Raw genomic sequence first — 26,584 nt, forward strand, 5'->3', positions numbered from 1 at the left:
GGTGGCTCTCTTTTTTTATGACCTGATCCTAATTTGTACTTGGTTCTGAGACCTTTCAACGTTATAATAAGCATCAAACCAACAGGAAAGGTACGTGAAATCCATGCTGCGATTCAATGCGATACGTACGGGCTATCTGCTGGGCATCTCACTGATACTTGCCTCAATTATTTATTTTTTCGCCTCCAATTGGGGCGGACTGGATCGGACAGTCAAGATTGTACTGGCTGCTGCGCTTATTGTTCTGTTCTATGGCTTGTCTTTTGTATTTGCACGGATACGTGCTGTTCCCGGCCAACAAGCTTTTCTGTCTAATATGTTTTTGGTGGCTGGCTGTATAGCCTTTGGCGTTTCTGTGGCATTGCTCGGTCAAATTTACAATTCCCATCTGGACAGCTACGGATTGTTTTTCATTTGGTCGGTACCGGCTCTGCTACTTAGTTGGATCACTCGCTACAATCCTTTTTATATGCTGTCGTATGTACTGATTCATCTTGGTTTGTGGTTTTATTTTTACCCTACGATGCAAAGCCCGTCTTATAGCGAACTGGAATCGTTGTCCATTGCCGGAGTGTTCGCACTGATCAATCTGGTGTTGTTTCTATTGACGTTCCTTCATCGTATACACTCTGCTCCACTCCAATATATGAGCTTTACTGTTTTTCATATAGCCATGTTAGCGATGACTAATTCTTTTGCATTTGATGGCTATGGCCTGGTCATGAATATACCGTATATCGCTGTGATTGCTTTAGGATTTTATATATTTATCAAGGTACGGCTGAATAAAACACTACTGACCTTGAATGCATTGGCGCTTTCAGCGTTTGCTGTCTTTAAATTTATAGAGCTGGCGGAGGCTTACTACTCATCTCTGTTTTTTGTTTTTGGTTTGATTTTTGTGGCGCTGCTGCTGACCGGTAACGTGTGGTTTTTCCGTTATTTGAATCGTTTGGGGAAAACACCGCCGGAAACAGGGGAGATATTCAATGGGGAAAACGGGGATATCGCGAAAACCGATGTGGAAACAACCGTTCCCGAGGAACGTGGCAGTGAATGGATCAGCAAAACCGTATCCCGTGTAATCAAAGTGGTTGGAGTGCTGATCGGTAGTATATCTCTCATCGGATTGATTATGATTAGCACGAATGTAAACCACACCGAATATGTACTGTTGGTTGTGTCATTGCTACTTATGATTTTGATGATTGTCATACCGGAATCCAAGCTGGATTCGGTCATACGTTATACCCTGCTGACCATCAGCTACATTACAGGCTTAGCGGCCATTCTATGGTCAGATCAGTCGCTGCTTTCGGTATTATTTCTGATCGTTTCCATCGCTGGATGGTTTCGCTCCAAGGGGAAAAGGCAGTTGTTTTTTGCCTACACCTTTGTAAACCTGAATCTGGCGACCATTTTATTTCAGCAGTATCAGGAGTGGGATGGTTGGAACTGGACCTATAAGTTCATCATCTTCTCTCTTTTCATCGTCAATGCCGTGTTATATGGGGTAAGTTACTTTATATCCAAGACGGAGTTAAAAGAACATCTGCGGAATAGCTCATTATTTTTCAGCTTGCTGTTCCTGTTTTGGGCGACGTTTTTCGAGGATGTCGTTCCACACTCTTATATGTTCATTAACATTTTTTATTTTGTTATCGTTACCGGGATGGTCTTTGCCTTTGCCCGTGTGAAACAAAAATCGGAGGCCATCATGAGTGTTGTCTTCTGGTTTATTTTTATCGGCTTCAAATACTATGATTTATTGTGGACGCTACTGTATAAATCTTTTACGCTGGCGCTACTGGGGATCATTGCACTCGGCTTGACCTGGTGGGCGGATCGGCGAATGGCCCATAGCGGCAAAGCAGCATTCGATGCCGACCACCGCAGCTTTAGCTTTATGCGCTTAAGCCCGTTACTCATTGCCATTGTCATCGTGCTACAGCTGGGAATCATCGGCTATCAGACGGCGAGAAGTGAAACCTTGCTCGCCTCAGGGGCTTCCATTAAGCTCAAACTGGCTCCTATAGACCCGCGCTCCCTGCTACAAGGCGATTATGTGGCACTGAATTACGACATATCTACCCCTCCTTCCAAGACCCCTCTTCAGGAGGAAGAATGGAGCCGAGGCAAGGTCAAAGTCGTTCTCACACCAGATAGCCAAGGAGTATACATCGCTGATCGCCTATATCAAGATGGTGAAAAACTTGCCAGTCATGAGGTCATTCTAAATGGACAGTGGTATGGTTCTCGTATTGTGTACGGTATTGAGAATTATTTCATCCCTGAGGGAACCGGACGTACTGTAGAACAGAACGCACATTTTGCCCATATTCGGGTGAGCCGCAATGGAGACGCACTGCTGGAACGTTTGGCAGAAAGCTGACCAGATCGGCGCAGGTAGTCAACGAGGCAGAGTCCAAAAGATTTATCATTACAACAAGCAGGCTGAACCAAGCTGCTCCATTACTGGAGCACAACTTGGTTCACCTGCTTGTTTTTTCGGGTCATCGAGTTACCCTCTTATAGATAATCTTTATCCCTTCGCTACGCTTATCCTCGTTTATACAGCTCTCGTCCACGATGCTATTTCCTCAATATCCTGCGGCTGAGTCCGGCAACAACCGCCAATCAGACGAGCTCCCGCTTCATACCATTGACGGGCACTTTGTCCGAACGTCTCTGTACAAGTGCTGCCGTGCCATGTCTTGGTGACCGGGTCATATTCCTCTCCCAGATTGGGATATACCACCACAGGCTTATCCGTGTGATTGCGTATTTCGTGAATAAGCGATGGAACGAAATTCGGCAAAGTGCAATTGACCCCTACAGCGGCCACTTGCTCATGCCCATTCAGCCACTCAGCACATGCAGCGGCAGACTCACCATTGCTGATATGCTGCCCATCCTTTGCGCTAAAGCTGATCCAGGCATACGTGCCAGGGAATTCCTTCAGCAATCGGGCGATGGCCTTGGCTTCAACCAGACAGGGTATCGTTTCACAAGCTAAAATATCTGCACCCGCCTCAATCAGAGCTTTCATACGCGGCCTGTGAAACTCCACAAGCTGTTCCTCGCTCAGCTTGTAATCGCCGCGATATTCTGATCCATCTGCCAAAAACGCCCCGTAAGGGCCAACGGAGGCCGCAACTAGCGGCTTGGGACGATGTCGCTGACTTGCAGTAGCCGTCACGTCAGCCCAAAACTCATCTCGTGCCTGCACAGCAATCCGCACCGATAATTGAATCAGTTCCAGCGCCTCAGCTTCGCTTAAGCCTCGTTTAACATAGCCTTCAACGGTAGCCTGATAGCTCGCAGTAATCGCACAGTCTGCCCCAGCCTCAAAATAATCCCTATGTACACGCTTGATCGACTCCGGATGCTCATGGAGGATTTTAGCTGACCATAAGCTATCGTTCAGATCATGTCCATGACGCTCCAGCTCGGTCGCCATTGCGCCATCCAGCACGATCAGCTGAAATTCGTTCAGTATATGTTGTATCGGATTCATGCGGCTCCTCCTGCTCGTCTTTTCTATTTAACCCACTAATCAAGTAGGGTTTAGTGATTTACATTATAGCACGAATGTTGATGAGCACTCACAAAGCCAAGAAATAATCATTCCGTGAAGTGAAGACGTCCCCTCCCGTTTCATTTGCGATCTGATGTAACGTATAAATTTTTTAAATTAGTTTCATAAGTTAAATTAATTAGATATTGTTCTTTTTTTCACAAAGTCATTTTACTATAAAGGTGCAAACCAACACTTTGGCCAAAAGATCAGGGCATTGCATCGTCACATTTTGCATCGTCATATATGTGAAAAAAGGTACAAGAGAGGATTTTATTTATGTCTTTACTAGAAATGATTACTGCGACCTTAACAGATAACAAAATTCTCAGTTCTATCGCTTCCACCGTTTTTATTATCCTTCTTGGTTTCTTTTGCCGCAAGAAGGGGATTTTTAACGCAGCAGTAGGAAAGATGTTATCCAAGGTTGTTCTAACCGTGGCTCTACCAGCGCTAGCCTTTAATTCTTTCATGCAGGATATCAATCCTACAATGTTAAAACAAGGAATGAATGTTTTAATATGGGGAGTTCTAATTTATATTATTCTCATCTTTATATCTAAACCGTTCTTCCTGAGCTACAACAAGGATAAACAGGATGTTTTGCGGGTGTTAACCATTTTCGGTTCTACGACTTTCTTCGGGATTCCAATTGTCGGAGCCATTTACGGCCCTACCGGAGTGATGTACAGCTCCATTTTTAACATAGGGTACCGCATTTTCTTATACTCCTATGGCTATATCAAAATGAGCGGTCTGAAAATGGAGCTTAAAAATCTCAAAACCATGTTTATGAATCCAATCGTTATCGCCACGTTTCTAGGCTTGTTTGTTTGGTTGTTTCAAGGTTATTTGCCACAGATGAGTGTAGCTACAGAGGATGGGGCCATTCAGCAGTTCGCCTTTCTAAGAATTGATCAAACGGCTGTCTGGCTGTTCAAGCCCATGACCTACCTTGCTGGACTAGCTTCTCCATTAGCCTGGTTATCGATTGGCTCGACATTGGGAGAGATCAGCTTCAAGTCGGCAGCTACGGATAAGACCTCTTGGTATTACAGCATCGTTAAGGTTTGGCTTGTACCTATTGTTAACATCGTCTTGCTGGCTTTGTTGGCTGTATCCCATATTCTGTCAGTCGATTCTGTCGCTTTAGCTACTATTGTCATTATGATGGCTACTCCTACAGCTACCGTAGCCGCAGCCTATGCTATCAGTTTTGATAAGGAAGCCATATTGACTTCCAATGCATCACTTCTATCAACTATCACTTCTGTCGTCATGATTCCAGTGTGGATCATTACGCTTAATGTCATTGATAAAATTGGAATTTTCTAAATCAGGGGGGTAAACAACATGTTAAAAATCATTTGCTATGGTGTCCGTTCTTATGAGAAACCCTATTTCCAGGATCTCAATAAATATAACTTCCAACTAACGCTGGTAGAAGAGTTGTTAACCACCAGCAATGCAGAATTGGCGCAGCATCACGATGCCGTTTTGCTAAGAGGAAACTGTGCTGCCAATCGGGAAAATATCACAAAATTCAATGAATACGGCATTCAATATGTTTTCACCAGAACAGTCGGAATCAACCACATTGATTTGGATGCCTGTAGCGAATTCGGAATGAAGGTGGCACGCGTGCCATCCTACTCTCCGAATGCCATCGCCGAGCTTTCCTTAACTTTGGCTATGATGCTGTTCCGCCACACCGCTTATATGACTACCAAAAGCTCTTTCAAAAATTTTATTGTGGATGAGCATACATTCAGCAAAGAGATCCATAACTGTAAAGTTGGGATTATCGGGGTTGGACGCATTGGTCTGACAGAGGCCAAATTGTTTAAAGGATTAGGAGCTTCTGTTATCGGCTATGATGTGTACCAATCCGACGCAGCCAAGGAAGTCATTCCATTCACAACCTTGGATGAGCTACTGGCAGAGAGCGATGTTGTTAGTGTGCATGTTCCTTATCTGCCGGGACAGAACGACCAAATGATTAATGCTGGCTTTTTAGCAAAAATGAAAAAGGGATCTATCCTCATCAATACCTCACGTGGAGAGTTACAAGATAATCAAGCCATTCTGGACGCTTTACTCAGTAATCATTTGGAGGGATTTGGGACAGATGTCTTCCCTAAAGAGGAAGAACTATTTTTCAAAGCGTTTGAACCATGGCAAATGCTCCCCGATCCAACGATCCAGAAACTTGTGGAGTTGTATCCAAGAGTTTTGGTAACGCCTCATGCTGGCTCGAATACCGTTACAGCGTTATCTAACATGATTGAAACTAGCTATGACAACTTCCATGATATCGTTACAACTCATTCTTCGGATAACCTGGTCCCACTTCCTGTCCTCTCTATGAAATAATTAGGAAGCTCGGCACTCTTGTTGAACAAAAAAAGAACCGCTATTTCCAGATTACAATGGAAATGGCGGTTCTTTTATATCAGGATTCAACTGATAGAGCATTAGCGGTCTGCCAACCTTATGGTATTCTATCGATTCAACGAGAAAGCCATCGTCCACCAGGAACTGAATATATTTTTTGACCGTGATACGGGACAAGTCCACTTCTCTAGCTAACGTTTCAACTGAGAAGGGGCCGTCCAGCTCTTGAATACTCTTCAGTATTGTGGTCATGGTCAGTTTGGACAAATTTTTAGACAGGTTTTTCGGTAGATTATGCGGTGGATGTTCAACAGGTTTTTTATTTTCCACACCCGTGTGCTCTTCTTTATTAAAATAATGGTCAATAACAGCCTGATTAATTCCGTTCCCTTCCTCCATCACTGTGGCCAGACGCTGGATTTTCTCAACAGCCAGTCTAAAGCGTTCGAATGTAAAGGGTTTAATTAAATAGTCTGCAACACCATAAAAAACAGCTTCCTTCACCGTCTGAATATCTTTTGCAGCCGTAATTAAAATAACTGAAGCATGATATTGATGCTCCTGCATATGAGATAATAAAGTTAATCCGCTTTTTCCAGGTAAATAAACGTCCAGTAATACCAGATCCGGTGACCATTTTTGAAGACAGTCCTGTGCTTTCTTGACGGTATCTGCCTTACATACAACATCCAAATTGTCCATGCGCTCGATAAACTGTTGATTGAGCTCAGCAACCATCGGATCATCCTCAACGATTAGAACTTTCATTATTTGTCACCTCCAATGTACAGGGCAACTCTACATATATACTTGTTCCCAGACCCGGTTGGCTATCAAGCTCAATGATTCCTTGATGATTTTCCACCATGGTTTTAACCAGATTCAAGCCGTAGCCTCTGTCTTCTCCTTTGGTTGAAAAGCCATGCTCGAATATCCTTTTTTGCATCTCAAAATCAATCCCCAACCCATTATCTTTCACTTTCAAAATGAATACATTTCCCTCACACTCATAGTTCAATTTCAGCTCAATTTTGCCGGGTTCTTTTTTTTGTAAGATGGAATCTATGGCGTTGTCAAAAAAATTGCCCAGGATGTGTATGACATCATGAACGATATCCTGCATCTCCACATTAGAGACATCCGAGCTTTCTGCAAGAAGAACCGAAATATTCTGTTCGCGTGCTTCGTTGATTTTACCCATAATAAAACCTGCTAATGCCGGAACTTTAATTCTCTCCGTCAAAAAGCCTACCTCATCTTGATACCGGTGATTTAACTGATGAATATATTGACTGACCTCCGCATATTTCCTCATTTCAATCAGCCCGGATATTACGTGCATTTTGTTCATAAATTCATGGGTCTGTCCGCGAAGGGAGTTAATATAATATTTTGTACCACTTAACTGGTTGCTGAGATGGATCATCTCGGATTGGTCGCGCAGCGTTGCAACTGCCCCAAAAAACTCATTTTCAATATATATAGGGGTTACTGTCGCAATGACCTCTATACCATTCACATAAAATGAGCGATCCTTGATTTTCCTTTTATCATCGAACACTCTCTTGAAAAGCACGTTATAAAAGTTGGTATCTAGCTGCTCGCCAATCGGGGCTTTCATTTCTTGGTTTGCCAGTTGATACTTGGCCTGAGCTTCTTTGTTCATGAGCATAATTTTCTTGTCAGCCGAAATGGCTATAATTCCTTCAGCGACCTCATTTTCAATAATTTCTTTTTCGCGCAATCGTGTTGCTATCTCTTGCGGCTCAAGCCCAAATAAAATGGTTTTGATTTTCTGAGCCAGAATGATCGCGCCTAGAACTCCACTAAAGAGCCCCAGCATCAGCCCCCCAAAAATGGTATACTGCGCCTGCATCAAATCGTGATTTAGGGTTCTCATGGTCAGCCCTACACATACAATCCCAATGACCTCATGCTGTTGATTAAATATCGGCGTAAAATATCGGTAGCCTTTGCCCAAAATACCTATATTCTCAGAAAAATGTCCCTGACCGGATAGCGCTCTTCTGGCATCATTCAAATCCGAGAACGGTTTGCCGACCATCGTTGCATTCGGATGAGATAGCCGAATTAAATCGTGGTTCAGAATGACAACAAAATCCACATTAACGTTATGCATGACTCCAAGCGAATAGTCTTGGATCTGCTTCACAGGAACTCCTTGCTCGACATTACGAATAACATCGTTGTCACTGGCAACCATCTTGGCAACACCCGAAAGTTTTTCCTTTGTATTATCAAAATGTTTGTTAATCACGAAATTACGAATGAGAAGCAAGGATATAATTAAGGAAATAATGATCACTAAAACAACCAAAATAATAATCATGAATTGTAGCGAAACTTTGAATTGTCGTCTCGATTTCGACTTACTTTTTGACCGCAACCCCATCACCTAGCTTTTTTGTTAAGCTCTCCATTAGGAATAAGAGCCTATTTCTTTCCCTATAATCCCTTGTTATTCGACATCGTTTGACAATTTCCTTCTTATTTCGCAAACCATTCATCGGCTGGAAAGGCAAATTTCGTTCATCTTGAGCAAATGCGATATTAACACCTAGTTGAAGCTTGGCTACTTCAGTAAAATAAATAAAACCGACTTGTCTTTAAAAGACAAGCCGGCTTTATATCAGGATTTTGCAAAATCCTCATATGAATTAGTGTATGCAAAATGGTTCCAAATTTACAAAATTCCCCGTATCTCATCCAATGACTGCACCTTTTCCCGCTGCATCCATTGTTCAAGGCCATGTACCAGCTCGGCCCCTGCATGTAAATGGACAAAATTGTACGTTCCTACCTGAATGGCAGCGGCACCTGCCATGGTGAATTCAATAATATCTTCCACTGAGCTAATCCCGCCCATCCCGATCACCGGAATCGACACCGCCTGTGCCACCTGGTGAACCATGCGCAAAGCAATCGGTTTAATTGCCGGGCCGGAAAGACCTGCATACGTGTTGGCGAAGACACTGCGACGCCGGCGTATATCAATTTTCATCGCAGAAAATGTATTGATCAGCGAAACTCCGTCTGCGCCTTCTTCCTCGCACATAACCGCCATCTGCGTAATGTTCTCTGCGTTGGGAGACAGCTTGACGACTAACGGAAGCGCCGTCACATTGCGCACCTGACGCACAACCTCCCGCGCTACCTCCGTCTGGATACCAAATTGCATTCCACCCTGCTTTACATTGGGACATGAAATGTTCAATTCCAGCATATCAACGCCTCTGCGGTTCATCGTGCGACGCTTTTGTGCATTTTCCGTAATCATCGCTACGGCCTGAACATATTCCTCCAGATTGGAACCGCCCACGTTGGCAATAACAGCCGTGTTCCAGTGAGTCATGTCATCCAGTTCATCCTTCAAAAAGGCGGCAACACCCGGATTCTCCAGCCCCACACTATTGAGCATGCCGGATGCTGTCTCATGTATTCGTGATCCCGTATTACCAGCCTTCGGATGCAGAGTCAGTCCCTTGCCGACGATACCACCCAATAATTCAGGAGAATAAAATTCCGCATACTCCCGTCCGAATCCAAACGTACCGGAAGCCATAATGATCGGGTTCTTGAACGGTACACCCGCAATATTACACGCCATGGAGATCATCGAACTCCACCTCCTCCACCGGGAATACAGGCCCTTCTTTACATACCCTCCGATTGCCTCCACGGGTACGCATCGTACAGCCCAAACATGCGCCAATACCACAAGCCATGTGTCTTTCAGTTGAAATATATAAGCGGGACGACGTATCCACCGTTTTTATAGCGAGTGCTTGTAACATCGGAGTTGGCCCGCAGGAAAACATATTTGCATAAAGCGTCGGATCGATCTGTTCGACGATGCTCCCCCCTACCTTGACCTGTACAGATGCCGCTACAGCTTCGAACGCTTCAACCCCGAAGGCTTGCTGTGCAAACCCTAGATAAACATGCGCATGCGGGTAATACTTTGCAGCCAACAGCAACGGAGCTGTACCCATGCCACCGCCGATTAAAGCCAGACTACCCTCTACCTGCGGAAAACCGTTTCCGAAAGGTCCTTCTAACTGAATTTCCTGACCAGGCTGTAATTGGGAAAACAAATTTGTCCCCTCTCCAACAACCCGATACAAAAAGGAAATACTCTCTTCCCCGATATCATAAATGCTGATGGGTCTGGGCAGCAGTGGGTAACCTGTCCCGCTGCGCAGCATGTAAAACTGCCCCATGTTCCCTTTAAACTTTCCCTCTATTTTCATCACATAAATGCCCGGAACGAGCGCCACATTCGAAATTACGTTAGCCATATAACCCCTCCACTAACCACTCACTATAACGTAAAAGCAGCAACTATTACGTGACTATTTTCACATTTCCGGGTAACGTTTCGCCCTTGGGCTCGTGATATAAAAAAGCGTACTCCTGTTAGAGAGTACGCTTGTGTATTTAACTAATGGCTTCGCGCTCCGCATTGCGGCTACCCTTGGCATCCTTGCGGATTTGTTTGCTGCGTAGCTGTCCGCAGGCTGCGTCAATATCGACTCCATGCTCCAGCCGAACACTACAGCTAATACCTTGTTTTTTCAGCACATCATAGAAGCCCGTAATCGACTCCGACTCACTCCGCTGGTATTGGCTATGCTCATCCACCGGATTGTACGGAATGAGGTTGACATTGGCCAGATTACGACGATGGCCCACCAGCTCAGCCAGTTCGAGCGCATGCTCCTTACCGTCATTAACATCCTTCAGCAAGATGTACTCCAGCGTAATTCGACGATTTGTTTTGTCCAAATAATAATCAATCGCCTGCATGAGTTTCTCAATCGGAATCGCCCGGTTGATCTTCATAATGCGAGTACGAATCTCATTATTCGGGGCGTGGAGGGAGATCGCCAGATTGACATGCAGGTCTGAATCTGCAAATTCAATGATTTTATCAGCCAATCCGCTTGTAGAAACGGTAATATGCCGCGGCCCAATCGCTAGCCCTTTGTGATCCTTAATCACCCGAATGAAATCGGACAGGTTCACGAAGTTATCAAACGGTTCGCCAATTCCCATCACAACAACATGACTGACCTGGTCGCCCGGGCGTTCCTGATCCAGATACAGCTGGACCTTCATAATTTGCTCTACAATCTCACCACTGGACAGGTCGCGGCTCTTCTTCAACAATCCGCTCGCACAGAAGCTACATCCAATATTACATCCTACCTGCGTAGTTACACATACAGATAAGCCAAACTTATGCCGCATCAATACGGTCTCAATTAAATTACCATCTTGAAGCCGGAACAAGAACTTGACCGTCCCATCTGCCGACTGTTGCTTTACGTGTTCTTCAAGTGTTTCAATGGAAAAGTGCTCTGCCAACAGGCGAGTACAATCCTCATGAACCTCTGCCATCGCTGCAAAATCAGTAACCCGCTTCCGGTACAATGCGTCCCATACCTGCAATGCCCGGGATTTCTTATGCCCATGCTCGATGAGCCATGCTGTCAATTGATCTAGCGTTAATCCATAAATGGATTCTTTTTTCATGTTCGATCCTCTTTTCAAAACAATCAAATTCGTATTTCTATATATAAACCCTAGCCATCACGACTCGTCTCAACGATCATTGCATCATAGCATGTTTAAGCAATCTGCGCTATTTAAACGCCTCTTTCATTGTCCCAAATTTTAATTATGAACACAAGGGGGCAGGCACATTGTTTTTCCTGTTCAACAAGAGCACGCAAAGACAGGATTACAGATACTCCTAATGATATGATTACAACCAAGGAGGTGATGCGGTTGGAATGGTTGCTTCGGATCAAGAACGCACTGGATCTGATGGAAGAGAGAATGCAGCAGCCACTCGATATCGATGAAATTGCAAAGGCAGCCTATTCGTCTCCTTTTCATTTTCAGCGTATGTTTCATATGCTAACTGGCTTCACGGTAGCAGAATATGTGCGCAAACGTCGATTGACCTTGGCTGCTCAGGAATTGAGTCTTTCTTCTGCCAAGGTGCTGGATGTAGCGTTCAAATACGGATATGATTCCCCCGAATCTTTTTCTAAAGCGTTCCGAAAGGTACACGGTATTTCTCCCTCTGAGGCCAGAAGCCCTGGGGTGAACCTGAAAGCCTTTCCACGCATCACCTTCCATCTATCGTTGAAGGGAGATCAGGAAATGGATTACAAAATTGTAGAGAAAGCGGCCTTTACGGTCATTGGCAAGTCCATTCAAGTCACCACTAAGAACGGCGATAATCTTCGAGAAATCCCAAAATTCTGGAACGAACTGAATGCGGATGGTACATCAGATCGGATTCATGCCTCGGGAACAGGCGACGATATACTCGGTATTTGTTTGGATTTCAAGCATGGGGAGGAGACGTTTAGTTACTTAATCGCCGCAGAAGGCAGCGAAGAAGTAGCGACCGCGAATGGGCTGGAATCCAGAACCATTCCGGCTTCAACCTGGGCAGTGTTTACATCCATCGGCCCTATGCCTCACTCGATCCAAAAGGTATGGCAAAGAATTTTTCAGGAATGGTTCCCTGCCAGTAATTATGAGCATTCAGGCGGCCCGGAACTGGAAGTGTATACTATGGGAGATTCACATGCTGAAGACTACCGAAGTGAAGTTTGGATTCCGATTAAGAAAAAGTAAACAAACCGAACCGACTGCGTATTGCAGTCGGTTTTATACCGTACTGCATTTACATCGTACGGTGACAGATAACACACTTCCCTGCATACTCGTTACTCTAGCTTAATGGTCGCATGCAATCCCCCAAGCTCCTGCTTCAACACAGAATATAGCCTTGAACCTGCCGACTTTAGCGGATAGTCTGTTGCTTTGCAAAGAAGGCCGAAGGTCATATCGATCAGGCTGCCGCTTAATTCTCTCACCGCTGCTCCTGCCGGGATAGGACTGGCCAGAATTTGTGGCACAAGTGCAATACCCAAATCGCTTTCCACATAAAATTTCAGAGCCGTCATGCTGCCAATTTCCATCGTGTCTAGCGTGGTTATTCCATATTCCTTCATGACCATTTCAAGTTTACGACGATATGGACAGGTAGCCGACGTAATAAGCAACCGCTGCCCCTGTAAATCCTCCGGCCCAATGTTTTCTTTTTCCGCAAGCGAGTGATTTTCAGGCATTAAAACTACAAATTTCTCCCTAAATAAAGGCTCAAAATATAGCTCTGTGCCCAAATCCGGTGTGGAACACAGCGCTAAGTCAATATCTCCCTTGAGAATAAGCTCGCTTAAGGCAGGGGTATTCCCAAACTCAACAGAAACCCGAATGTTCGGATAATGGGTTAAGAAACGTTTTAAAATTTCTGGTAATCGGTAACTGGCAGTCGGTTCGGTCACTCCTATACGAATGTTGCCTGCGGTTCCTCTTTGCAGATTGTCCATATTTTCCTGCAATTGCTCCATATCCTTTACAATATGTAGACTTTGCTCGTAAAACATCCTGCCCGCTTCAGTTAACTTTATTTTCTTGCCCCGTTCGATCAGTTGAATTCCCATATCGGACTCCAGCTTCTGTATTTGCATCGTCACGGTAGATTGTGCATAATTCAACTCCTCCGCTGCACGCATAAAACTTCCGTAATTCACAATCATTTGAAATGTTTTGAGTGTTTTAATGTCCATTATCAGACTCCTGTATGCACAATTGATTCAATTTTATTGAATTGTAAATTCATTTAATTCAATTATACAGAACACAATACCTCCTCTACAATGATACATATCAGATCGTATTATTTTTCAAACGCAAATGAACTGGATGGAGAAGGAGCGAATATATATGGATTTACATCAAAAAGTAGCATTGGTTACAGGTGGAGGTACAGGAATTGGGAGAGCCGTGTGTATGGCCTTGGCAGATCGAAAAGCTACGGTAGTCGTAAACTATTCCCGCTCTAATAACGATGCTGAGGAAACTGTACGTATGATCCTTGAAAAGGGCGGACGTGCTATCGCATTACAGGCAGATGTTTCCCGAGATCAGGAAGTTCGAACTATGGTTGACTTGATTGTCCAACAATTCGGTACGATTGATATACTCGTGAATAACGCTAGCATTACACATCACATTCCGATGGATGATCTGGAGGCAGCCACGGAAGAGGTATGGGATGATCTGTTTGATGTAAATGTAAAAGGCATGTTTTACTGTGCCAGAGCCGTAGCTCCTTTTATGAAGCGTAGTAAACAAGGAGCTATCGTCAATCTGGGAAGTATAGCAGGGCAAACAGGGCTAGGTTCCTCGCTTCCCTATGCGGTATCCAAAGCGGCCGTCCACGGGCTGACCAAATCTTTAGCACGGGCACTTGCGCCGGATATTCGCGTCAATTGCATCGTGCCGGGAGCTGTAGCGACAAGATGGTGGTCAGGCAGAGAAGAACAAATGAAAACATTGGCTCCTCATCTGCTGCTACAGCGGATTTCCACGCCCGAAGATATCGCCAGCATGATCTGCTCTGCTTTGGAACAGGAAGCCATGACAGGCCAGATCATTACGGTGGACAGCGGACAAACACTGTAAAGATACTATCACTTCTGGGTAAAAACAAGCCGCCTTCTCAGACAGAAGGCGGCTTTTGAGCTATCGTATACCGTCGTCGACTACGTTTTAGCTTAAAGATACCGCAATTCGTGTACCTTTCACGAATTTAGCAAATAAGTACCGAACAAGCGGCCCTACAATTAAGAGCTGCAGAGGGAAAGCAAAAATAAAATTCTTAAAAACTAAAGATAAGTAATTTTTAAATAATGAATCTCCCGAAAGACCATTAAAAAAGTAAGCTGTCCCCAATCCATAAAGTGACATACAGAGAACCATTCCAATAACCATACAGCATGAAAGGGACAGAATCACAAATACCTTCTTCGATTTATCGTATGGTAATGAGAAGGCTATTTTCTTTGCTAATGGACCGACAATAAATAATTCCAATACGAAAGCAATGATAAAACATAAAATAAATTGAAGAAACATTACTTTTAGAGAGATTGTGCCAATCAAGTCATTTGTATATAGATTATAAAATGTCATGAATACGACCATCCCCAAGCACATCATGAAACCAAAATAAAAATCTTCTTTCTTCGTTGTTGGCAATTCCATCATCCCTTCTGTGTACCTTGGTAATTATATAAATAGTCGAAACCTCCACATAAGTGAACTTTCTGTGAACTTTTTGGAAAACGTTTTCTTTTTTAGAATATAAGAAATAGGCATCGTTCAGCTCAACGATACCTCGGAATGTTGCAGTTCATATCCCTCAATGATCTGCTTTTAAATCTAAGCCAAATCTCTTCAGCTCAATAAAAATACCTTCAAGTCGCTTCCCTTTTTCCGTTAACGAATATTCAACACGCGGGGGAACCTCGGCATATACCTTTCTCTCTAACAGACCGTTATCTTCAAGCTCTTTCAGGCGTAGGGAAAGCGTTTTGGGACTAATCCCCTTCATGGATTTCTGAAGTTGGCTGAATCTCAGTGTTCCTTCGATAAGCAGGTCACGGATGATTAAAAAAGTCCATTTCGTTCCGATCAAATCAAGTGTTTGGGCAATAGGACACGGCTTGCCTGGTATTCCTTTGGTCAATTCAATAGGTTCTTGGTCGTGCATAGGAACTCCCCCAAAAATTATCTGTTAAATCCAATGATATCACAATAGTTCCTTTAGGGAAACTATATGAATTAAATATCACTACTTCCCTAAATAAACTTACTACATATACAATATCGCTGTAGCAACTAACGTTTTCTCTAATATAAGGAGGTGAAGAGATGAAAAATATACTAATCATTAACGGTCATCAAAAATATGATTCGTCTGAAGGGAAATTGAACCAAACATTGATAGACAATATGGTGCGTCTCTTAAGTGAAGAGAACAAAATCAAAATAACGTCTGTTCAAGACGGCTATACCCTCAGCGAAGAACAAGAAAAATTTTTATGGGCGGATGTAGTCATCTACCAAACCCCCATCTACTGGTTCAGCGTACCTGGATTATTAAAGACTTATATGGATGAAGTCTATGCTTACGGTGTGTTCTTCACGGGTGCTCATGAATATGGGAGCGGAGGTTTATTAACCGACAAGAAATATATGTTCTCCACAACTTGGAATGCTCCGGAAAAAGCCTTTAATGATCCAACTCAATTTTTTAATGGGGCTAGTCTAGAAGCTGCACTCCGTCATTTGCATTCTGCGCATACATTTCTCGGTATGAAGCCCTTGAAAAGCTTTGCATGCTACGATGTTATTAAAAATCCAAATATACCTAAATTTATTGCTGATCTTGATACACATCTACAAGCCGTATTACATGATTAACAAATCCAGATGAATACTAGGAGGGAATCCATTTGCAAAACCAAAAGATTGTCATTATTGGTGGAAGCTCAGGTATTGGCTTAGAAACAGCTAAGCAAGTCATTTCGCTTGGAGCGGAAGTGGTAATCGCCAGCCGCTCGGAGGATAAATTGCACAGGGCCAAAGAACTGCTGGGCCCTCATGCTGCAATATATGTGCTGGACACGTCAGATGAGCAGCAGGTAAAATCTTTCTTCGAAAAAGTCGGCCCATATGATCATCTTATCGTTAGCGCGGCAGAAACATCAGGTGGGTCATTCCTTCAGTCGGAGACGGATCAAGCCCGCAAGCTATTCGAAAACAAATTTTGGGGACAGTATTATGCAGCTAAATACGGGGCTTCCCAACTCTCAGCCGAGGGTTCCATTACCTTATTTTCAGGAGTGGTGGCTTACAAGCCGATGATTGGCTCCTCTGCGCTCGGTGCTGTGAATGCAGCCGTTTCGAATCTTGGTCAAACCTTGGCGTTAGAGCTTGCTCCCATCCGCGTAAATGTCGTCTCACCCGGCATTATTGATACACCTTCCCGTAGCAAAATGCCTGAAAATACACGCAATCAATTCTATGATACGGTCGCGCATAAGCTTCCTGTAAAGCGAGTTGGACTTGCGGAGGATGTTGCACGTGGCGTACTTTATTTGATTCAAAATCAGTTTGTGACCGGAACAGTCCTTCATGTGGATGGCGGACACATTTTAACATAAAAGCTTCGTCCTAAATCTGTCAGTCATTTACCAAAAAAAACGGAGAACGCTCCCGCACCTTGGCTTGGGCGTTCTCCTCCTTTTCTTATCCATGAATGATTTCACAAACTTTATCCTAATGATGTATACGACGTTTGTTTCTCAAGATGTTGCGAATCATCTTGTGATTGGGGAGCTGCCTGAACAACATATGTCCGGGATGCGGATTGGCCTCGATAATCCAAATTTGGCCGCTCTTCTCAATAGCAAGATCGATGCCCAGCTCGCGAACCGGATGATTTTTATCTATCGTGTCGGCAATGATTCTAGAAAGCTCGGTGACCTGGTCCAGAATCTCTTTCATTTTTGTTCTGTCATTTTTAAAGACCCTTAAAAGCACTTTGGACAACGGCGCCGCATGTCCTCCCTTCCGATAGTTGGTAACGACTTTTCGAGGTGCAGCGACACGGCCGGTTATTCCTGAAATGACCCATTCCGATTCCGGCTTCTGCATATACACTCTGGCATCAAAAATCGAACCTTTGTACTTGGCTAACTTAAGTCCTTGCTGTACCAAATAACGACGATGAGGTCTCCGATAGGTTCTAACTGCTCTTCTTACAGCGTGGGATCTAACGATTCTTCGACTGGAGCCACAACGAACCTCATATTTCCTCCCCAGCTTTTTCGCACGTATGATGCCAGTCCCTCCACTCCCATAATTAGGCTTGATGAAGACTGTGCGATAGGTATCCAGCATCCGTAAAGTCCTTGCATTACTGATCCAGCGGGTTTCGGGCAAGTGAGAACGTAAAATGGGATGTTGTCGCATTTCCTTGTATTGAATCATCTTTCCAATGGGCACGAATATCCCTCGATTCTGTTGGGTTTTTGCACACACTACATGAATATGCATCTATATTCTATCTTGGTAACGGCGAATGCCACAGTTTGCTATGAAGAGGCAAATCTCCTACTTTCTCTAGGTCGAGTCTTCTTTGGTTTCAAGAGAGAGATGGATTGAAGTAACAACGGAGCCCTGTGCAATTGATCCTGTCATCGAATCGTTATTGTAGTATTTCTGTTCACTTCTTTGGATTCTTTAAAAAAAGAGTATCAAATGACAAAAACGTATATTTGTCATTCAATACTCTTTATGTTATCCTGACTTCAAGGAGGTGACTCACACGGCACTTGACCGTGTCCCTATGGAAAAATCCTCAGATGTGCTAACCAAGGAACAGATTCTTATCGCTACAGAAGACACACTTAGGCGTTTTGGTATAGCCAAAACCTCCGTGACCGATGTTGCCAAAGTATTGGGAGTAAGTCATGGCACCATTTACCGACACTTTAAAAGTAAAGCCGAGCTTCTTGAAGGCGTGACCGAAAAATGGCTGAATGAAAAGATTATCGGCCCGTTAACGGAGGTCTGTCAGAATTCATCTATACTGGGAACGCCACATTTAAAACGATATATACAGACCTTGGTCGAACTTAAGCAGTATTATGCCCGCGACGACGAGGAAATGTTTGAGATGTATACGAGGGTCACCGAGCAAGCGGCTGATTTAATCGACCAGCATATCGCCCACATTGTGGATCAGCTCGCTGATATCATTGCACGCGGGGACATCATATCAGATCAGCCAGCCCAACTGGCGCGTACCCTTTTCTATGCCACAGCCCGTTTTCATCACCCCGCTCATGCTTACGAATGGAAGAATCCCGTGATTAATCAGGAGTTTTCGGAGGTGTGGATGCTTTTAGAAAAAGGAATCACTTAAAATAGATATGGAAGGAACAAAACATATATGAAGCATTTGGACGGAAAAACAGCAATTATCACCGGGTCCTCTAGAGGAATTGGACGTGCCATTGCCGAGCAACTGGCTGATCTGGGCGCTAATGTAGTCATCAATTATGCCAGCAGTCCGGACAAAGCTCAAAAAGTCGTGGAGAGCATTATTCAAAAAGGCGGCAAAGCCATAGCACTTCACGCTGATCTGGGCAAAATGAGTGATATTGAAGCATTATTTACAAATACGATTGCTGAATTCGGTAAAGTGGATATTCTGGTTAACAACGCTGGGCTGATGATCACCCAACCTCTGGCTGAGGTAACCGAAGCTGATTTTGACCAACAATTCGCACTGAATGTAAAGGGCACCTTCTTTGCCTGTCAGCAAGCCATGAAATATATGGAGAACTACGGAAGAATCGTGAACCTGTCCACATCCGTGATCGGACAAATGTTCCCGACCTATAGCGTATACGCAGGTACCAAGGGCGCAGTGGAGCAATTTACCCGTCAGCTAGCCAAGGAATTCGGAAGCAAACAAATTACGATCAACGCCGTGGCTCCCGGTCCTGTGAACACCGAGCTTTTCCAAGCTGGAAAAACCGAGCAGCAAATCGAAGGCATGAAAAAAATGAATGCTATGGGTCGGCTCGGCGAACCGGAAGATATCGCTGATGTGATTGAGTTTCTGGTCAGCGCCAAATCACAGTGGGTTACCGGGCAGACAATCCGCGTCAATGGCGGGTTCATCTAAAAAGCTGGAATACATGGAATGGAGGTTATTACGTTCATGATGTTACACAAAGGCGAGACCTTATTTCGACAAGGAGAATCCGGCCCTTTATATCATCTAAAGAGCGGCTTGTTAAAAATTGTCCGAGTCCATGAAGACGGCTCGCAAATTTTAGTTAATGTGATTGTGCCCGATGAAATCATCCCGCACCACTCCCTGATCAGCCCCAATCCTTATTATGGTACAGCAGTGGCGCTGGTAACCTCTGAGGTTGAGGTTCTGTCACAAAAGGAATGGTATCAGGCGCTGGAGCAAGACCCGACTCAATGTCGGGCTATCGCTTTACAGCTACAGGATAAGTTGCGCATGATGCAGCAACGAATTGACCAGCTCACCGAGGTGTCACCTGCCGAAAAGCTTCGGAAGCTTCAACGCTGGTTCCATTCCTACATCGCACCCGCCACGTTAACGGACGTGCTGACGCAGGAGGAAATCGGCCAGTTTATCGGGCTACGCCGGGAGACGATTAATCGGCTATTGCGTGCTTCAAGCGCTCCTTCTGCAAAAGATGATGACGATAATGCATCTCGATGAGCGAAAACCACTCTCCAGCATTCAACGCGCCGAATCTGGGATGAGAGACGGTAGAAAGCCCTGTTGATTTCCCAACGATCGGCTCAATCTCTCTCATTTTACGGATCACAGCATTTAAACCCTCCACAATTTCTTCTTTGCTCGTCGGTTGTGGGGGAGTATACTGCGGAGATGGCGGAACTTGGATACGTATGGGCGGAAATCCTCCTAGATTAAAAACGGCCGTACCCGCCTCCGTTTTAACCCCTGTCTCCCCATTAGGCTGTAGACAAACATCAATGTTCTTCAGGTGCATATATAGAGCAGAGTTCACCAAATGAAGATACATTTGTCCAAGCGACCATTGGTCCTCCTGCGGTGTGTACTGCAATTGCTCCAAGCTAAAGCTGTCCAATTCAAGAAGATAGTGTTGTGCCGTTTCTTCAAAACGCTGCAATGTTTCGGTTGTATTCATATATTAGTAACTGCCCCTCTCTATTAAAGTAGCTTTACTATACAAAAATGCTACTGACAGCATTATGTCAGTAGCATTTCAACATTTTTTCCACTTCCGCACGTACCCGCTCCCGGAGCGACTCAGGCTCCAGCACAACCATATCCGCGCCCCATCCAAGTATCCATTGCAGTAATTCCTCCGGCTGTCTGACGCGGAAAAGTATATGCAATCCATCTGCACGCTCCTCTATAGCCTCCATATAAAAGTTGTTCGCTTCCTTCACCTTATCTGCGATATCGGAACGTGCTAGTATGCGAACAGTCACATGACGGTCATCGGTTTGCTTATAATCCTGCAAATGAAAATCGACAGGCAAATGAAACCTGTCCTCCAGTACCATAAGCTCGTCCATACGTGACAGACGGAAATGGCGAAGCTGCTGCCGCAATTCACATTGCCCGATTAATACCCACGAACCACGAAGCAATACCAGACCATAGGGAGCGACCACACGCACACTTTGACGATTCCCGTCAGCCTCTGGCATTCTTTTGGAGTAACCAAACCGTACCATTCGTTTTTCCAATACAGCAAGACGCAGCGTTTCCAAGTAGGTTTTCTCTCTATGGTTTGCCCCTTCACCCACAGCGAGCAATCTCATGGTTGTACGCACCCGGGAAACTTCCCTGCGGACGCTCTCTGGTAAAATGGCTTCAATCTTCCTGCGGGAGGTTTGCGCCTTGATACCGTAGTCTGTATCAAATTTTTGTTCGATAAAATCCGTCCCGATTAGCAACGCCACAGCCTCTTCTGCGGTAAAGCTCACTGGGGGCAGGAAATACCCCTCCATCAAGGAATATCCAATGCCCGGTGCTCCTACAATTGGTACGCCCGATTCGCTTAGAGCCTGGATATCCCGATAGATGGTTCTCACACTCGTTTCGAATATAGCTGCCAAATCCTCGGCTCGTAAAATATCCTTACGCTGCAACTCTAGCAAGATCGCTAGCAAACGATCTGTTTTGTTCATACCATGGCCCCTCTCTGGAAGGATCTAAAATGCAGAAATACAAAAAAGCAATAAGGGCAGTACAGTCACTGCGACTTATTGCTCTTTTTTTCATACGGAAGTTACTCCATTACTTAAAAAATACTTTTTCAACGTTATATTTAGCCTTTTGTGTATTGATAATGTAGGTTTCATAAATTTCTCGCTCTACCGCATCTTCTACAATACAAACCTCGATAATCGCTACCTCATTCCGCTTGTCCTTGATCGGCGATACGTTATCTTCAAAATGCTTTTTGATTCTTGGTCTTAACTTTCTCGCTTTACCAACGAACAGCAGTTCCTCCTGTGCGTTGTAGAACATAAAGACGCCAGCCTTATCTCTAGGGATCAGGTGAAAGTCGGTAAACCCGTAAATATGGCTGAGCTCAGGGTTAACCTGTTTGGTAATCGTGATATCCGGAGTTGGAATTGTTATATTAATCACTATGTCACTTCCTCATTCTATATAGGTGTAAATATTATCACAAATCCTGCGGTAACACCATTTAATAAATCCTTGCCCCATCACAAGACAGATCGTAAAATTTTTATGATTTACCTACTATGCGAGTAGGTTGGTTTCCGTTACAATATGTCAGTGTGATTCTGGCATCGGCAGATTGACGCGTACTTGAACATTATTGGAGGCTTCTATTTTTTCATGCAAAATGAATCTCATGCTAACGTAAAAATCATAACGGCCGATCCGAGTGCGATCGGCCTGTTTGGCTTGGCTATTGTAACACTTGTAGCTTCATCCCAAAAGCTTGGTCTCACTGAAGGCTTGAGCTTTATTATCCCTTGGGCTATTTTCCTTGGTGCCTTTGCACAGCTGTTTGCCTGCATTCAGGATGCAAAGCATAACAATACCTTTGGCATGACGGCATTTGGTGCTTACGCCTTCTTCTGGTTAGCCGTAGCTAGTAGCTGGATGATTAAAATGGGCGTATTCGGCTCAGAGCTGGCATCTGCTGTAGATGGCAAACAGCTTGGCTTTGCCTTTGTCGGCTATCTCATCTTTACGCTTTTCATGACCATTGGAGCCATGGAGACGCACAAGGTCCTATTTTTTATTTTTGTGTTGATTGATTTTCTATTCCTCGGCCTTAGCTTCGATGCATTCGGCGTTGCCCCAGAGGTGTTCCATACCATCGCTGCTTATGCTGAAATGGGCATCGGTCTACTCTCGCTGTACGGTACAGGAGCTGCCGTTCTGAATGCACATTTTGGCCGAACATTTCTGCCCGTAGGACGTCCTTTCGGCATTTTTAAACCACGTCCTTAGCTGCATATTTAAACCCAACCCACAAAGCCTCCTTTCGCGCCGATCCGCGTTAAGGACGGCTTTGTTTCCTTTCCATCACTCCCTCCTGTATCAAAAAAATACTAAAGAGAGTCGTTTAGTGAATATAAACCCCCACAATGATAACAATATACATAAATTGTAATCAAAGGGGTTTTTGTAAAAATGACACAAAGCAAATCTCGTATCGCATTTCCGCAATTTCCCGAATCGTATTGGTTAGCTTCCACTGACATCCCTAACTTCCCCAAACTTAGTGAGGATATTCAGGTGGATGTTGCCATTGTAGGTGCGGGGATTACCGGTATTACCACTGCTTATTTACTTTCTAAAAAAGGATTAAACGTCGCCGTCGTCGACGCAGGGCGGATACTTCATGGGACAACCGGTCATACTACCGCCAAAATTACCGCACAGCATGATTTGATCTACAGCGAGTTTATTTCCCATTTTGGCAAGGAAAAAACCCGACTCTATTACGAAGCCAACCACAACGCTCTTCAATTTATCAAACAAACGGTAGAAGAGTTTAATATCGATTGTCAATTTACAGAAGAAGATGCCTACGTTTATACATGTGAAGATACGTATGTTGGAAAAATTGCCGACGAATATAAAGCTTACGAGCAACTTGGCATCCCGGGAAGTTATGTCGAACAAACGCCTCTGCCGTTTTCAACTAAAGCAGCTATTAAGATGAAAAACCAGGCCCAGTTTAATCCTGTACCTTTCTTAAGATATTTGGCAAACCAAGTCATCCGTCAGGGCGGGGAAATTTATGAGCAAACCACCGTTGTAGATGTTGAAAAAGGAAAACCTGCCATCATTACAACCAGCGACGGAAAGAAAATTACCTGCAACCATGTCGTATCCTCCTCACATTTTCCATTCAATGATCCCAACGGTCTTTATTTTGCGCGATTGCATGCCGAGCGGTCTTATGTACTCGCGGTCAAAACCGATAAAATCTATCCAGGTGGTATGTATCTAAGTGCAGAAACCCCAAAACGTTCACTTCGCTCCGTAATGGTAAACGGAGAACCAATGGTTATCGTCGGTGGGGAAGGCCACAAAACAGGACAAGGAATCTGTACTTTCCAGTACTATGAAGCTTTACAAAAGTTCGCGGAGCAAACATTTGGATTAAAGGAGATCGTTTATCGCTGGTCGGCCCAAGACTTGTATACGCTAGACAAGCTCCCTTATATTGGGCAGGAACTATCTAACACCTCTAACATCCTCGTTGCTACGGGTTATAGAAAATGGGGGATGACCACAAGTGTAGCGGCAGCCTTATTAAATACGAATCTGATTACCAGAGAGGAAAGCCCCTACCAGGATCTTTTCTCCCCTTCAAGGTTTCATATGGACCCCGACATTAAAACATTTGTAACTCAAAATGCAAATGTGGCTAAACATTTGATTGCTGGGAAGTTAGACATCAGCTACAAAAAAGCCGAAGAACTGGAACACGACGAAGGGGCGGTCATCCGGGTGAACGGCAAAAGAGCGGGCGCATACCGAGACCCACAAGGAGCATTGCACCTAGTGGACACAACATGCACCCATATGGGTTGCGAAGTCGAGTGGAATGAGGCAGAAAGAACATGGGATTGCCCTTGTCATGGCTCTCGCTTTTCATATCAAGGCGAAGTCATTGAAGGACCGGCCAAAAAAGCACTTGGCAAGGTTGAAAATAGCTATGAATAAACCTAGTTAGCCTGGATAACATACCTTTGAGAAGCATAAAAGAAGGGTGATCCGATGATAAACCAACAGTCTACATTAGCGGCGCATGAGTCCTTAGAAATCCACGAAGCGCTTAATTTTAAAACATTATGCTTAGCCAAATCCAAATTAATGCAAGGCTTGGTATTCGATCAAGAACTAAAGGATTTAATGGAAAAAGATGTTCAGCAATCTATACAAGCTATTGCCGATTTGCAAGTAATCTATGCCAAGGCACCGTTTCAGGCACCTGTACCAGAATTCCGTCCCACACCAATATTAAATTGAGGTGAATGATGTGACATTAGATCAGACCCAGTCCGCTAAAATGGATTATGTGGATCCAAAAAACTCATTAAACATGCCGGAAATGGCAGACATGACATTTGCGATGGACTTTCTGATTCGCGTCAAGGAAGGGGTTCGAAATACAGCCGTAGCCTTGACGGAAACCGTCTCTCCAGATGCCAGAACTCTGTTGCGCAATCAACTGCATCAAGGCATCGCTCTTCATCAGGAAATTACTGATCTTATGGTACGAAAAAAATGGTTTCATCCATATGATCTGCAAAAGCAGTACCCATTGGATCAGCTATCAGCCAACAAGACGGTGGACATCAGCAAAATGGAACTGTTCCCAGATGATACCACCCGCAAGGGTATGTTTGATCGCACGCCGGACGAACATATGGGAGGAAACCAGGCATGAAAGCAGTGACCTACCAAGGTATCAAAAACGTTGTGGTTAAAGAGGTTCCGGACCCAAGTATTCAAAAAGCCGACGATGCGATTGTCAGACTGACGACAACCGCTATTTGTGGTTCAGATCTGCATCTCATTCATGGAATGATTCCGAATCTACAGGAAGATTATGTAATTGGTCATGAGCCGATGGGGGTTGTAGAGGAAGTCGGCAGCGGCGTAACCAACTTGAAAAAGGGAGACCGCGTGATCATTCCGTTCAACATAGCGTGCGGTGAATGCTTTTACTGTAAAAACCAATTGGAAAGTCAATGTGACCATTCTAATGAGCATGGAGAAATGGGCGGTTTTTTCGGCTATTCAGGAACAACCGGTGGATATCCGGGTGGACAAGCTGAATATTTACGTGTGCCTTTTGCCAACTTTACTCACTTCAAAATTCCGGAGAGTTGTGAACATCCTGACGAAAAGCTCTGCTTGATCTCTGATGCCATGACCACTGCGTTCTGGAGCGTCGATAATGCCGGGGTAACGGACGGGGATACTGTCATTGTTATTGGCTGTGGGCCGGTAGGTCTGCTAGCGCAGAAGTTCGCCTGGTTCAAGGGTGCAAAACGAGTCATTGCGGCAGACTACCTGGATTATCGTCTGCAACATGCGAAGCGTACAAATCATGTGGAAATTGTTAATGTAGAATCGCAAGAAAACGTCGGCAACTACCTCAAAGAGATAACCAAAGGAGGCGCAGACGTAGTTATTGACTGCTCCGGCATGAGCGGTAAAATGTCTCCGCTGGAATCTCTCGCTTCCGGTCTCAAGCTTCACGGCGGAGCTTTAGGAGGACTAGTCATAGCTACACAAGCTGTGCGCAAAGGTGGCACCATTCAAGTTACCGGAGTCTACGGCGGTCGATATAACGGTTTTCCTATGGGAGACATTTTTCAGCGAAATGTTAATTTACGTACGGGACAGGCTCCCGTTATTCACTATATGCCATATATGTATGAGCTGATTGATACGGGAAAGGTGGACCCAGGAGACGTTGTTACACACGTCATTCCGTTAAGCGACGCCAAACGTGGATATGAAATTTTTGATACCAGACAGGACAATTGCATCAAAGTTGTACTTAAACCTTAACTATATATTGGAGCATTGGAGGTAAACGT

Annotated in this window: 28 protein-coding genes; 15 read left to right on the forward strand and 13 right to left on the reverse strand. The window is 44.4% G+C overall.

All coding sequences use genetic code 11. From position 1 onward, the window contains the following. Positions 1 to 103: 103 nt before the first annotated feature. Positions 104 to 2,392 carry a GDYXXLXY domain-containing protein gene (locus MKY35_RS25500; protein ID WP_342446710.1) on the forward strand — a complete coding sequence of 763 codons (2,289 nt, stop codon included), beginning with the start codon at positions 104 to 106 and terminating at the stop codon, positions 2,390 to 2,392. A 177-nt stretch (positions 2,393 to 2,569) separates the two neighbouring features. Here MKY35_RS25500 and mmuM read toward each other — a convergent pair whose 3' ends face one another. Next, complete coding sequence (gene mmuM, locus MKY35_RS25505; RefSeq protein WP_342445166.1) at positions 2,570 to 3,517, reverse strand: homocysteine S-methyltransferase; 948 nt, start codon at positions 3,515 to 3,517, stop codon at positions 2,570 to 2,572. 339 nt (positions 3,518 to 3,856) lie between these two features. Here mmuM and MKY35_RS25510 point away from each other — a divergent pair, with 339 nt between their 5' ends. Next, positions 3,857 to 4,912 carry an AEC family transporter gene (locus MKY35_RS25510; RefSeq protein ID WP_342445167.1) on the forward strand — a complete coding sequence of 352 codons (1,056 nt, stop codon included), beginning with the start codon at positions 3,857 to 3,859 and terminating at the stop codon, positions 4,910 to 4,912. Positions 4,913 to 4,930: 18 nt separating this feature from the next. After that, on the forward strand, positions 4,931 to 5,950 hold the full coding sequence (locus MKY35_RS25515; protein ID WP_342445168.1) for a 2-hydroxyacid dehydrogenase: 1,020 nt from the start codon (positions 4,931 to 4,933) through the stop codon (positions 5,948 to 5,950). A 51-nt stretch (positions 5,951 to 6,001) separates the two neighbouring features. Here MKY35_RS25515 and MKY35_RS25520 read toward each other — a convergent pair whose 3' ends face one another. The 5 genes from MKY35_RS25520 to rlmN all read right to left on the reverse strand — a co-directional run bounded on the left by MKY35_RS25520 (position 6,002) and on the right by rlmN (position 11,527). After that, positions 6,002 to 6,739, reverse strand: coding sequence for a response regulator (locus MKY35_RS25520; protein WP_342445169.1), 738 nt, complete (start codon positions 6,737 to 6,739; stop codon positions 6,002 to 6,004). Beyond that, positions 6,720 to 8,321 carry an ATP-binding protein gene (locus tag MKY35_RS25525; protein ID WP_342445170.1) on the reverse strand — a complete coding sequence of 534 codons (1,602 nt, stop codon included), beginning with the start codon at positions 8,319 to 8,321 and terminating at the stop codon, positions 6,720 to 6,722. Before MKY35_RS25525 ends, MKY35_RS25520 begins: the two co-directional genes overlap by 20 nt. A gap of 354 nt (positions 8,322 to 8,675) precedes the next feature. Further along, positions 8,676 to 9,608 (reverse strand): dihydroorotate dehydrogenase, encoded by a 933-nt coding sequence (locus MKY35_RS25530; protein WP_025719854.1) that lies wholly within the window; start codon positions 9,606 to 9,608, stop codon positions 8,676 to 8,678. Next, complete coding sequence (locus MKY35_RS25535; RefSeq protein WP_029518821.1) at positions 9,589 to 10,290, reverse strand: dihydroorotate dehydrogenase electron transfer subunit; 702 nt, start codon at positions 10,288 to 10,290, stop codon at positions 9,589 to 9,591. The genes MKY35_RS25530 and MKY35_RS25535 overlap by 20 nt, the downstream gene beginning before the upstream one ends. 139 nt (positions 10,291 to 10,429) lie before the next feature. Continuing rightward, positions 10,430 to 11,527, reverse strand: coding sequence for a 23S rRNA (adenine(2503)-C(2))-methyltransferase RlmN (rlmN, locus tag MKY35_RS25540; protein ID WP_023991003.1), 1,098 nt, complete (start codon positions 11,525 to 11,527; stop codon positions 10,430 to 10,432). 249 nt (positions 11,528 to 11,776) lie between these two features. On the opposite strand from rlmN, the gene MKY35_RS25545 reads away from it, so the two are divergent. Then, entirely contained in the window at positions 11,777 to 12,646 is an 870-nt protein-coding gene (locus MKY35_RS25545; protein WP_342446711.1) for a GyrI-like domain-containing protein, read from the forward strand. Positions 12,647 to 12,738: 92 nt separating this feature from the next. Here MKY35_RS25545 and MKY35_RS25550 read toward each other — a convergent pair whose 3' ends face one another. After that, on the reverse strand, positions 12,739 to 13,644 hold the full coding sequence (locus MKY35_RS25550; RefSeq protein ID WP_342445171.1) for a LysR family transcriptional regulator: 906 nt from the start codon (positions 13,642 to 13,644) through the stop codon (positions 12,739 to 12,741). Between the two features lie 157 nt (positions 13,645 to 13,801). Here MKY35_RS25550 and MKY35_RS25555 point away from each other — a divergent pair, with 157 nt between their 5' ends. Next, positions 13,802 to 14,542, forward strand: coding sequence for an SDR family NAD(P)-dependent oxidoreductase (locus MKY35_RS25555; RefSeq protein WP_342445172.1), 741 nt, complete (start codon positions 13,802 to 13,804; stop codon positions 14,540 to 14,542). Between the two features lie 87 nt (positions 14,543 to 14,629). On the opposite strand, the gene MKY35_RS25560 is transcribed toward MKY35_RS25555, so the two are convergent. Further along, positions 14,630 to 15,118 (reverse strand): hypothetical protein, encoded by a 489-nt coding sequence (locus tag MKY35_RS25560; protein ID WP_165145603.1) that lies wholly within the window; start codon positions 15,116 to 15,118, stop codon positions 14,630 to 14,632. A 163-nt stretch (positions 15,119 to 15,281) separates the two neighbouring features. Then, positions 15,282 to 15,632: a helix-turn-helix domain-containing protein gene (locus MKY35_RS25565; protein WP_342445173.1), complete on the reverse strand. Its 351-nt coding sequence runs from the start codon at positions 15,630 to 15,632 to the stop codon at positions 15,282 to 15,284. Positions 15,633 to 15,793: 161 nt separating this feature from the next. On the opposite strand from MKY35_RS25565, the gene MKY35_RS25570 reads away from it, so the two are divergent. Both MKY35_RS25570 and MKY35_RS25575 read left to right on the forward strand, forming a co-directional pair. Beyond that, positions 15,794 to 16,345: an NAD(P)H-dependent oxidoreductase gene (locus tag MKY35_RS25570; protein WP_165145600.1), complete on the forward strand. Its 552-nt coding sequence runs from the start codon at positions 15,794 to 15,796 to the stop codon at positions 16,343 to 16,345. 32 nt (positions 16,346 to 16,377) lie between these two features. Continuing rightward, complete coding sequence (locus tag MKY35_RS25575; protein ID WP_342445174.1) at positions 16,378 to 17,088, forward strand: SDR family oxidoreductase; 711 nt, start codon at positions 16,378 to 16,380, stop codon at positions 17,086 to 17,088. Positions 17,089 to 17,203: 115 nt separating this feature from the next. On the opposite strand, the gene MKY35_RS25580 is transcribed toward MKY35_RS25575, so the two are convergent. Then, entirely contained in the window at positions 17,204 to 17,983 is a 780-nt protein-coding gene (locus MKY35_RS25580; RefSeq protein WP_039271962.1) for a YheC/YheD family protein, read from the reverse strand. A gap of 292 nt (positions 17,984 to 18,275) precedes the next feature. Here MKY35_RS25580 and MKY35_RS25585 point away from each other — a divergent pair, with 292 nt between their 5' ends. The 3 genes from MKY35_RS25585 to MKY35_RS25595 are packed head-to-tail and all read left to right on the forward strand — an operon-like array spanning position 18,276 to position 20,195. Then, complete coding sequence (locus MKY35_RS25585; RefSeq protein WP_342445175.1) at positions 18,276 to 18,854, forward strand: TetR family transcriptional regulator; 579 nt, start codon at positions 18,276 to 18,278, stop codon at positions 18,852 to 18,854. Between the two features lie 27 nt (positions 18,855 to 18,881). Beyond that, positions 18,882 to 19,622, forward strand: coding sequence for an SDR family oxidoreductase (locus MKY35_RS25590; protein WP_342445176.1), 741 nt, complete (start codon positions 18,882 to 18,884; stop codon positions 19,620 to 19,622). A gap of 36 nt (positions 19,623 to 19,658) precedes the next feature. Then, the gene (locus tag MKY35_RS25595; protein WP_029518835.1) at positions 19,659 to 20,195 is read left to right on the forward strand and encodes a Crp/Fnr family transcriptional regulator; all 537 of its coding nucleotides are present in this window, start codon (positions 19,659 to 19,661) and stop codon (positions 20,193 to 20,195) included. Here the strand turns inward: MKY35_RS25595 and MKY35_RS25600 are convergent. From MKY35_RS25600 to MKY35_RS25610, 3 genes are all read right to left on the reverse strand, one after another. Beyond that, entirely contained in the window at positions 20,128 to 20,649 is a 522-nt protein-coding gene (locus tag MKY35_RS25600) for a DinB family protein (RefSeq protein ID WP_080658672.1), read from the reverse strand. The genes MKY35_RS25595 and MKY35_RS25600 overlap by 68 nt on opposite strands. Positions 20,650 to 20,716: 67 nt before the next feature. After that, positions 20,717 to 21,661: a YafY family protein gene (locus MKY35_RS25605; RefSeq protein ID WP_342445177.1), complete on the reverse strand. Its 945-nt coding sequence runs from the start codon at positions 21,659 to 21,661 to the stop codon at positions 20,717 to 20,719. A gap of 109 nt (positions 21,662 to 21,770) precedes the next feature. Then, positions 21,771 to 22,127, reverse strand: a complete 357-nt coding sequence (locus MKY35_RS25610) for a nucleotide excision repair endonuclease (RefSeq protein ID WP_342445178.1) — start codon at positions 22,125 to 22,127, stop codon at positions 21,771 to 21,773. Positions 22,128 to 22,343: 216 nt separating this feature from the next. On the opposite strand from MKY35_RS25610, the gene MKY35_RS25615 reads away from it, so the two are divergent. From MKY35_RS25615 to MKY35_RS25635, 5 genes are all read left to right on the forward strand, one after another. Beyond that, positions 22,344 to 22,967, forward strand: coding sequence for an acetate uptake transporter (locus MKY35_RS25615; protein ID WP_342445179.1), 624 nt, complete (start codon positions 22,344 to 22,346; stop codon positions 22,965 to 22,967). 183 nt (positions 22,968 to 23,150) lie between these two features. Next, a complete protein-coding gene (locus MKY35_RS25620) occupies positions 23,151 to 24,695 on the forward strand; it encodes an FAD-dependent oxidoreductase (protein WP_342445180.1) in 1,545 nt (514 codons plus the stop codon). 54 nt (positions 24,696 to 24,749) lie between these two features. Next, on the forward strand, positions 24,750 to 25,001 hold the full coding sequence (locus tag MKY35_RS25625) for a spore gernimation protein GerQ (RefSeq protein WP_342445181.1): 252 nt from the start codon (positions 24,750 to 24,752) through the stop codon (positions 24,999 to 25,001). A 40-nt stretch (positions 25,002 to 25,041) separates the two neighbouring features. Further along, on the forward strand, positions 25,042 to 25,422 hold the full coding sequence (locus tag MKY35_RS25630; protein WP_342446712.1) for a spore coat protein: 381 nt from the start codon (positions 25,042 to 25,044) through the stop codon (positions 25,420 to 25,422). After that, entirely contained in the window at positions 25,419 to 26,555 is a 1,137-nt protein-coding gene (locus MKY35_RS25635; RefSeq protein ID WP_342445182.1) for a zinc-dependent alcohol dehydrogenase, read from the forward strand. The genes MKY35_RS25630 and MKY35_RS25635 overlap by 4 nt, the downstream gene beginning before the upstream one ends. The last annotated feature ends 29 nt before the right edge of the window (positions 26,556 to 26,584 follow it).

This window comes from Paenibacillus sp. FSL L8-0638, assembly GCF_038593075.1.
Lineage (GTDB): Bacteria > Bacillota > Bacilli > Paenibacillales > Paenibacillaceae > Paenibacillus > Paenibacillus polymyxa_D.